6 protein-coding genes and 2 pseudogenes are annotated in these 10,086 nt (G+C 36.7%); all 8 read left to right on the top strand.

Annotated features, from left to right (window positions below; translation table 11 throughout):
* The coding region (locus HMPREF2728_RS10930) for a hypothetical protein (protein WP_261674101.1) at positions 1–232 on the top strand (232 nt) is incomplete at its 5' end.
* A gap of 144 nt (positions 233–376) precedes the next feature.
* Positions 377–553 carry an LPXTG cell wall anchor domain-containing protein gene (locus HMPREF2728_RS10925; protein WP_075226849.1) on the top strand — a complete coding sequence of 59 codons (177 nt, stop codon included), beginning with the start codon at positions 377–379 and terminating at the stop codon, positions 551–553.
* A 487-nt stretch (positions 554–1,040) separates the two neighbouring features.
* A pseudogene (locus HMPREF2728_RS01390) lies at positions 1,041–2,718 on the top strand (glycosyltransferase); the annotation flags it as partial.
* 100 nt (positions 2,719–2,818) lie between these two features.
* Positions 2,819–3,829 carry a sugar transferase gene (locus HMPREF2728_RS01385; protein ID WP_075226848.1) on the top strand — a complete coding sequence of 337 codons (1,011 nt, stop codon included), beginning with the start codon at positions 2,819–2,821 and terminating at the stop codon, positions 3,827–3,829.
* A gap of 8 nt (positions 3,830–3,837) precedes the next feature.
* Positions 3,838–6,295: pseudogene (locus HMPREF2728_RS11005) on the top strand (SP_1767 family glycosyltransferase).
* Positions 6,296–6,306: 11 nt separating this feature from the next.
* Positions 6,307–7,536 carry a glycosyltransferase family 8 protein gene (locus HMPREF2728_RS01375; protein ID WP_060955167.1) on the top strand — a complete coding sequence of 410 codons (1,230 nt, stop codon included), beginning with the start codon at positions 6,307–6,309 and terminating at the stop codon, positions 7,534–7,536.
* Positions 7,533–8,729, top strand: coding sequence for a glycosyltransferase family 8 protein (locus HMPREF2728_RS01370; protein ID WP_060955168.1), 1,197 nt, complete (start codon positions 7,533–7,535; stop codon positions 8,727–8,729). The genes HMPREF2728_RS01375 and HMPREF2728_RS01370 overlap by 4 nt, the downstream gene beginning before the upstream one ends.
* 130 nt (positions 8,730–8,859) lie before the next feature.
* Positions 8,860–10,077 (top strand): accessory Sec system protein translocase subunit SecY2, encoded by a 1,218-nt coding sequence (secY2, locus tag HMPREF2728_RS01365; RefSeq protein WP_060955169.1) that lies wholly within the window; start codon positions 8,860–8,862, stop codon positions 10,075–10,077.
* The last annotated feature ends 9 nt before the right edge of the window (positions 10,078–10,086 follow it).

The following is a 10,086-nucleotide window of genomic DNA, read 5'->3' as shown; positions in this document are numbered from 1 at the left end:
AAGCCAGTCAGCAAGCACATCGGCATCTGACACAATCGTTACAAGTAAGGGAATGCCAGAGATTTATTCTATTGAAAGCTTGAATATCGAAAGCATACTTACTTCTGAGTCAGCATCAACCAGCGCGTCAGCTTCAGCAAGTACAAGTGTTTCAGCATCGGCATCAATAAGTGTGTCTAACTCAGCAAGCGCAAGTACTTCAGAGTCAGCGTCAACCAGTGCGAGTCAATAGCAAGCACATCGGCTTCTGAATCAGCAAGCACCAAGCACATCAGCATCTGAATCAGCATCAACCAGTGCGAGCCAGTCAGCCAGCACATCGGCCTCTGAGTCAGCGTCAACCAGTGCAAGCCAGTCAGCAAGCACAAGCGCGTCTATGATTCATTCGACTTCAACTAGTCAAGCTCCACAAACTGATACCACTAAGGCCCGTAAGCAATTACCAAATACAGGTGAAACAGCTTCAGCTACAAATGCTCTCCTTGGAGTTGTAGCAGGTCTAACAGGGTTAGGTTTAGTAGCTAAACGTCGTAAAAGAGAAGATGAAGACTAAAATCTATCTGAACTAGTTGTAATAGATTAGCAAGACGTAAAAACCTTCATGAGATAGTATTCTCATGGAGGTTTTCTTGCTAAAATGAATGTTTCTAAGGTTGTCTGACTTTATGAAAATGTATAAAAATGGTATACTTGTATAGTAGATTTTTGTATTTAAAAGTGTAATTATTAGAATCTCTATTTTTTTGAAATAAGAAAAATCACAAGGAATTAGTTTATCAAATATTAATTCTTATAAAATAGTAGGAACAGTGTTTTGGATCAACAAGTACTATAAAATTAAAGTTGAGAAATAAGGGATGGATTTTAGAAATCTAGTTCAGTTAGTCTAGGTTTATAGTTGTATATATTTGTAATAACTACCTTTGTATAAAATGATTTCTATAATCTTCAGTAAGGGTAAGGTGAAAGGAGTTAAATTTTCGTTCCTTTTATCAAAGAAATGGGAAGAGCAAGTCTGAAAAAATTAGGAGTAAGCTAGAATGGGGAAGGAATTGATTAGCATCATTGTTCCGGTTTATAATGCTGAAAAATACTTACAAAAATGTTTAGATAGTATTCTGGAGCAAACATATCAAAATTTGGAAATTATCATTGTAAATGATGGTTCTACAGACAACTCAGGACAAATCTGTCATGAATATGAACAAAAGGACAGCCGCATTATCTATATGGAAAAAGAAAATGGTGGCGTTTCTGATACGCGAAATACTGGTTTGGACCGAATGACAGGATCTTATGTGACCTTTGTTGATTCGGATGATTGGTTGGAACCAAACTATGTTCAGTTTTTGTATGAGAAATTGATAGAACATCAAGCAGATATTGTGGTTGGAAATTATACGAGATTTAATGAGGCTAATTCAGTTTTTTATTTTCACACCTCTGCTGACTATTATGAAAAAGTATATGATAACACGTCTATTATAAGTTGTTTGTACGATTCAAAAGAATTGTTAAATTCTGCTTTGATTGTAGCTTGGGGGAAAATATATAAAAAAGAGATTATGGCTAATTTTCGTTTTCCAATTGATAGAATCGGAGAAGATGCATTATTTAATTTGAAGGCTTTATTAGATTCGAAAAAAGTTGTATACGTTAATAAATCAGCCTATATTTATAGAGTTCGTGAGGGAAGCTTATCTAATACATGGACTGATGAATGGATTAGAGATGCCATTTATATAATTGAAGAGAGATTATCTTTATTGGCAACGTTAGGATATCCACTTTCGGAGCATAGGCGAGCATATAAAATGAGTTTGGATTATATCAGTTCTGAGGGTTACAATAGAGGTCTAGCTAATTCTCACGAATTAAATTACATAAAAGAGAAAAAGATGTTATTGGATAGACTTCTTCCTCAAAATAAAGAAGACAAAAAAGCCGTCGTATTGGCAGCTGATTTTTTATATGTCGATCAGGTTTTGACCACCATGAAATCTATATGCTACCACAATCGTTCGGTTCGTTTTTATATTATCAATAAGGATTTTCCAAAAGAGTGGTTTATACAATTGAATAGTCGATTAAGGGACTTTGATTCGGAAGTTATCAATTGTCGAGTAACATCCGAGCAAATTTCACGTTATAAAACAGATATCAGTCATACAGTCTTTCTGCGTTACTTTGTAGCTGACTTTGTAAAAGAAGATAGGGCTCTGTGACTTGGTTGTAACGAAAAATTTAGATGACTTATTTGAAACAGATCTAAAAGATTATCCATTGGCTGCGATTCGTGATTATGTCGGAAAAGTGTACCATAATCAAGAAATATTTAATGCAGGTGTCTTGCTTATCAACAATCGTGTATGGAAACAAGAACAAATGACCCAACGATTGATTGATTTAACGAATAAATGGCATGACAAGGCGGATCAGGTGGACCAACTTGTTTTGAATAAACTCTTTGAAAATAAGTGGCTAGAGTTGGATTTTGATAATAATTATATTGTGAGTCATAAGCAATTTACAGATTATAAACTACCAAAATTTCAAGACTATCCAGGTGTTATTCATTATCTTTCGAATAGAAAACCGTGGGATGATCTGGGGATGCAAGACTATCGTGATGTTTGGTGGTATTATCATAATCTTGAATGGACAGAATTGGGTCAAAACTACCATTTACATGCACTGCAAAAAACTCATATCTCTCCTCAATAAGAAGATAGATAACATCTAGGTCATGTTTAAGGGTGCCTTTTTGTAATCACACTGGACTGATAACTTTTTGCTTTAAATATATAAAAGAGAAACTATGAAACTACACTTAACCAATCTTTATGGTATGGCTGGAGACAGTACCGTTATTCTAGCTCAGAATGCCGTTCAAAAAATTTCGATGACACTAGGTTTCCGAGAAGTGGGAATCTACTTTTATAACATAGCTGCAGATACGCCCTCAGAAATGAATAAACGCTTGGATGGTATCATGGCCAGTATTTCCTTTGGGGATATTCTCGTTTTTCAATCTCCAACCTGGAATGGCTTTGAGTTTGATCGTCTCTTCCTTGATAAGTTAAAGGATTTACGTGTCAAAATTGTCTGCTTTATCCACGATGTACCTCCTTTGATGTTTGAGAGCAATTACTATCTGATGAAAGAGTACATCTCGATGTATAATTTGTCAGACGTTCTAGTAGTTCCATCAGAAAGAATGAAGGAACGTTTGATTCAAGAAGGATTGACGACCGAGAAAATTCTCATTCAGGGGATGTGGGACCATCCGCATGATCTATCTCTTTATACACCCGCCTTTAAAAAAGAAATCTTCTTTGCTGGTAGTTTGGAAAGATTTCCAGACCTGCAAAATTGGTCCCAGGATACTCCACTTAGAGTCTTTTCAAATCAGGGTGTCGCTAATGAACAAGCCAAGAATCTCAGTATCGAAGGATGGAAGCGAGATGAGGAAATGCTCTTGGAATTATCGAAAGGTGGTTTTGGTTTAGTCTGGGGGACTTATCAAAATCAAGGAGAAAGCCAAGACTACTATAGTTTGAATCTCTCTCATAAAGTAAGTAGCTATTTAGCAGCAGGTCTTCCAATCATTGTGCCACCTAGCTTATCGATTGCTTCCTTTATCGTGGATCAAGGTTTAGGATTTATCGCAAATAACCTACAAGAAGTTCACGAAATAGTCGATAATATGACACCAGAAAAGTATCAAGTCATGACAGAGCGAATCAAGACCTTCAGTTATTTAATCAAAGAAGGTTATTTTACAAAAAAATTACTGGTAGATGCCATCTATCAATTAGGAATTAACTAGGAGAATATATGAAAAAAGCAATTGTACTAGCTGGAGATTGTTCCTATACTTCCCAGCTCGAAACGACTATCAAGTCAATTTTATATCACAATCGAGATCTTAACATTTATATTTTAAACCAAGATATCATGCCAGACTGGTTTCGGAAGCCTCGCAAAATAGCCCGAATGCTGGGAAGTGATATCATCGATGTGAAGTTACCTGAGCAAGCTGTGTTTCAGCAGTGGAGTAAGCATGATCATATCAGTGCGATTGCCTATGCTCGTTATTTTATCGCCGACTATGTTCCAGAAGACAAGGTTTTATATCTAGATTCGGATTTAATTGTGAATGATTCTTTAGAGGGATTATTTACTAATAATCTTGGAGATAAGTGGCTGGCTGCTGTTCGGGATACAGAGGGAATTACCTTTAATACAGGAGTTTTATTAATTAATAATGCCAAATGGAAACAAGAGAATATTAAAGAGTTATTAATTTCTCAATCAATTGATACTCTAAAAATAGTAGCAGAAGGTCGTTTTAAAAATTTCAATGGTGATCAAACTATTTTTAATCAGGTTGTTAAGAATAACTGGTTAGAATTGGACCGTCGATTCAACTTGCAAGTTGGACACGATACTGTCGCTTTTTTTAGTAACTGGCCTAATTTTTTTGATGAATCATCCTACAGACCTGTTGTTTTGCATTTTTTATCTCATAGAAAACCATGGACGACATTGATAGCTAATCGCTACCGCGATCTCTGGTGGGATTTTCATGATTTAGAATGGACTCAAATTTTGCAACACCATATGGGCGAGTTTGAGCTAGTTTCCCCTCAGAATCGAGGATTTTCTTGCTTAACGCTTACAACATCGCAAGATTTAGAAGGAATAGAAGAACTGCTTACAGCTTTACCAGACGTGATTTTCCATATCGCAGCCTGGACCGATATGGGCGAAAAGCTCAAAAGACTGGCAAGCTATGATAACGTCCGCCTCTATCCTCAAATTGTTCCTCCAGTATTAGAAAATCTTAAAAATATAGTCTCAATCTACCTTGATATTAACCATGGCAATGTGGATCAGACGATGCTAGATTCCATTGAAAAAACAAGGAAAACCAATGCTGGCTTTCCAATCCACCCAACATGGAAATTGTGGTCAAATTTTATTTGAAACAGGGAAAACTGCTTTGATGATTGAGGCAATCAAAGATTTCAAGGTGAATGGGCGCTTTACACGATTTTATCAAGTTCCAGAATTAACGTGTTTAACCTTTACGGCTTCTCAAGAATTAGAACAATTAGACTACTTAGCAGAACAATTGCCAAATGTAGCCTTTCATGTAGCAGCCTGGACAAGTATGGGTCCAAAACTCTATGACTTATCCAATCGTTATCCAAATATTCACCTCCATCCAGCTATTTCAAAAGAAAAACTTGAAGAGCTAAAAGAGCAGATGGATGTTTATCTGGATATTAACCTAGAAACCTCGACTTCATATATGGTTGCAGATGTAGCGCAACTGTCTAAGCCTGTCTTTGCTTTTTATAAATCTCAAAATGGCTATCATGGTCAAAGATTATATTCGAGTGAGCACCCTGAACGGATGTTAGGAGATCTTCAAAAACTTCTTGATGGGGAACCACTAGCAAAACAAGAAGATCCTATTCGGGTTAAGAGCATTGATGAAACTCTGGATTATATCATTGCCAACCAGTCGTCTTTAGTCCGCTTTGGAGATGGTGAGATCAATATGCTAGCAGGGCATTCAATTCCCTACCAACACTATGATGAAGATCTCGTATCTACCATGCGTGAGATTATAGGTCTAGAAAGCACGAAAGACTTAGTAGTCTGCCTTCCTGATGCCTTTACGGATCGTTTTAAATTTACATCATGGGCGATTCCCTTCTGGAAAGAACATATGGATCATTATATGGACTTCTATCGTGAGCTCTGCACGGATTCGTGGTATGGGTCAACCTTTGTATCTCGTCCCTACATTGATTTTGAAGATAAGAGTCAGGCCAAAGGTCAATTTGATAAACTAAAAAGTATTTGGAAAAATCGTGACCTACTTATCGTAGAAGGGGCTACTTCGCGTTCGGGCGTCGGCAATGATTTATTTGCTGAAGCAAAATCGATTAAACGAATTGTTTGTTCATCCCATAGTGCCTATTCGCGTGTCGATGAGATTGAGCAAGAGATAGAAAAGCATGCAGCTGGGCGTCTTGTTTTATGTATGCTTGGACCTACAGCCAAGGTTTTGGCTTACCGTCTAAGTCAGAAAGGGCATCAGGTCTTAGACATTGGGCACATCGACTCAGAGTATGAGTGGATGAAAATGGGGGCTAAAACCAAGGTTAAATTTGCCCATAAACATACGGCTGAATATAATTTTGATCAAGATATTGAATTTATCGAAGATGAGACCTATACAAGTCAAATAGTTGCTGATTTATCAAAAGCAACTCAGTAAAAGGAGAAGGAATGAAAAAACAGCAGTCAGTTATCTTTGCGGGGGATTATGCCTATATTCGTCAAATTGAAACTGCTATAAAATCAATCTGTCGCCATAATAGCCATTTGAAAATATATGTACTCAATCAAGATATTCCACAAGAATGGTTTATGAATATTCGAACCTATATTCAACAAATGGGTGGGAATTTGATTGATTGCAAGGTTATTGGAGCAAAATATAAGATGAACTGGACTAATCAGTTGCCTCATATCAATCACATGACCTTTGCCCGCTACTTTATTCCAGATTTTGTCGAAGAAGATAAGGTCCTCTACTTAGACAGTGATTTAGTTGTGACTGGTGATTTAAGTCAGCTGTTTGAAATAGATCTAGAAGAAAATTATTTGGCAGCAGCTCGTTCTTGTTTTGGTGCAGGAGTTGGTTTTAATGCAGGAGTATTATTAATCAATAATAAAAAGTGGAAATCAGATAATATCAGACAGAGATTGGTTGATTTAACTGAGAGAGAGCATGAAAACGTGGGAGAAGGAGATCAGTCTATTCTCAATATTCTCTTTAGGGATAGTTGTTATCAGCTAGAAGATACCTATAATTTTCAAATAGGTTTTGATGCTGGTGCAGCTGAAATGAATCATCGTTTTGTCTTTGATTTTCCGCTAACACCTCTTCCAAAAATTTTACACTATATCTCTCCAGACAAACCTTGGAACCAATTTTCTGTTGGTCGTCTCAGAGACCAATGGTGGCACTATTCCATGATGGAGTGGTCATATATCATATCTACTTGGAGAGAAAAGAATCTTGTTTATGCTACAGATATATACAAACCCAAGTTAAAGTGCATGAACCTAACAAATTCTTGGTGTGTTAAGAAAATAGATTATCTGGCTCAACACTTGCCTGAGGTCCATTTTTACATTGCTGCTCAGACATTTATGGCAGATGAACTGAAGCGTTTATCAGCTTTTCAAAATGTGACCCTCTATCCAAATTCCTTCCCTCTTTTAGTGGAGAATGTTCTTGAACAAGCGGATCTTTATTTAGACCTAAATATGGACCAAAAACTAACTTACATTTATGATTTGGTTCAAAAACACCAAAAGCCGATGCTCAGTTTTGATAGTAGTCGTTGTCCAGATTTGCCTGATAATTGCTATGCAGGTATTTACTCTGAAAGTCGACCAGAAGAATTGGTAGAAGCAATTAAGTGCTATATGAAGGAGAGAGAATTGTGAGAAAGTCAATTGTACTAGCAGCAGATAATGCCTATCTCATTCAGTTAGAAACAACCATTAAATCGATTTTGTATCATAATCAAGATGTTGATTTTTATATACTAAATAGTGATATCGCACCAGAGTGGTTCAAGTTATTAGCAAAGAAAATGACAGTTGTGAATTCTACTATTCACAATGTCCATTTGAGCAAAGAGATATTTGAAGGTTATAAGACCGGCCCTCATTTAAATTACGCTTCATACTTTCGTTTTTTTGCTACGGAAGTGGTTCATTCTGAACGAGTTCTGTACCTTGATTCAGATATCATTGTGACAGGGGACTTGTCGCCTTTATATACAATGGATCTTCAAGGCTATTATGTAGGTGCTGTCGATGATGTATATGCCTACGAAGGTAGGGAATCAGGATTTAATTCTGGTGTTTTAATCATGGATGTCGCAAAATGGAAAGAGCACTCAATTGTTAATAGTCTATTAGAATTAGCAGCAGAACAGAATCAGGCTGTGCATCTAGGGGACCAAAGTATTTTAAATATTTACTTTGAAAACAAATGGCTGCCCTTAGACCAAACTTATAATTATATGGTAGGTGTAGATATCTATCACCTAACTCAGAAGTGTCAACGTCTGGACGATCAGCCACCAGTAATTGTTCATTTTGCTAGTCATGATAAGCCATGGAACACCTACAGTATTTCACGGCTTCGTGAACTCTGGTGGACTTATAGAGATTTGGATTGGACAGAGATTGCTTTTAAACGTTCTAGTTTGAACTACTTTAAACGGAGTAATCAATCTCAAAAACAAGCGATGATTGTGACTTGGAGTGCTAATGTAGAGCATTTAGAGTATTTGATTAGTAGCCTACCAGATTGGCATTTCCATCTAGCAGCTCCAGTTTACTGTATTGAGTCGGTCACAAAGCTATCCTCTTATCCTAATATGACTTTGTACCAGTCTATCCTTCATCAAAGAATTGATTGGTTATTGGATGATTCTAGTGTTTACTTGGATATTAATAGGGGTGATGAAGTCTTGGATGTAGTTTCAAGAGCAAAAGAAAGAGGAAAGAAAATTTTTGCTTTTGAAGACACTCGAAAAAAAGCTGAAGATAGTATCTATGATGGCATTTTCTCTATCGATAAACCAGAGGACTTGGTAGCTGCTATGAAAAACTTGGATACTAACTAATTACCAAGTGATTGAGAGTTACCTGTAAGATTAGAGGATGAGTGAAGAATGATATAATTTTCAAATCTCATTTGTAACAACAGCTTGAGTGATTTGACCGCAACCTATAACTAATGAAAAGGAGTATTTCGTGAAACGATTTTTTTCATCAATAGCAGTAAAGAAAGGCCTAGGAACCTTGTTTCTGCTCTTTATTTATGTATTAGGGAGTCGGATTACTCTTCCTTTTATCGATTTGAATAGCAGGGATTTCCTTGGTGGTGCTACCGCCTATTTGGCCTTTTCAACCGCAATTACAGGTGGAAATTTACGGAGCTTGTCAATCTTTTCAGTCGGTTTATCTCCTTGGATGTCATCGATGATTTTATGGCAGATGTTCTCCTTTTCTAAGCGTTTGAATCTTGCCTCTGGTTCGGCAGAGGTTCAAGATCGGAGAAAGATGTATCTAACCTTGACAATCGCTTTGATTCAATCGCTAGCTTTAGCGGTAAATCTACCAATCAAGGACAATTATAATACACTCTTGGTACTCATACTCAACACGACCTTGCTGATAGCCGGAACTTTTTTCTTGATATGGTTATCAGATATTAACTCGGTGATAGGTGTTGGTGGCTCTATTGTCATCTTGTTGACCAGTATGATTATTTATATTCCCCAAGACATTGTACAATCCATACAAAAATTAGGGATTCCTATGTGGATTATCGTAATACTTGGAGCGATGGGGATCGTATTTGCCTATCTCATCGCAATTTTTTATCGTGCTCGTTATCGGATTCCAGTCAATAAGATTGGTCTTCACTCTCGCTTTAAGCGTTATTCTTATTTTGATATAATGCTGAATCCTGCAGGTGGGATGCCCTTCATGTACGTGATGAGTTTAATTAACTTACCAACTTACTTGCTTCTTTTGTTGCAATTATTTGATCCAGGAAATCCAGTTTATCAACAAATAACGATCCAATATGCGATGGGGAAACCCTTGTGGATTTATACCTATATAGCGACCTTGTTTGTCTTTAGTATTGCCTTTGCTTTTGTCAATATTAGTGGAGAACAGGTGGCGGAACGGATGAAAAAATCTGGCGAGTATATTTATGGCATCTATCCAGGTGAGGACACTAGTAAATATATCAATAATCTAGTATTCAAGTTTGCTATTGTAGGTGGTATCTTTAATGTGTTGTTCGCAGGTCTACCGATGTTGTTTGTTTTAGTTGATGAACAATTATTGAGAGTGAGTATGATACCAGGTTTATTTATGATTTTAAGTGGTATGATCTTTAACATTAAAGATGAAATTAGAGCACTGAAATTAAACGAAACTTATAAACCACTGATTTAGGAGAGTGTA

The sequence above is a fragment of the Streptococcus sp. HMSC061D10 genome, assembly GCF_001808865.1.
In the GTDB taxonomy this organism is placed as follows: Bacteria; Bacillota; Bacilli; order Lactobacillales; family Streptococcaceae; genus Streptococcus.
The sequence above is the reverse complement of the archived record's forward strand: the minus strand, read 5'-3'. Positions and strand labels throughout refer to the sequence as shown.

Bases quoted from the DNA above. Each gene is read 5' to 3' on its own strand.
- HMPREF2728_RS10925 (WP_075226849.1), top strand. From the start codon at position 377: ATGATTCATTCGACTTCAACTAGTCAAGCTCCACAAACTGATACCACT.
- HMPREF2728_RS01385 (WP_075226848.1), top strand. From the start codon at position 2,819: ATGAAACTACACTTAACCAATCTTTATGGTATGGCTGGAGACAGTACC.
- HMPREF2728_RS01375 (WP_060955167.1), top strand. From the start codon at position 6,307: ATGAAAAAACAGCAGTCAGTTATCTTTGCGGGGGATTATGCCTATATT.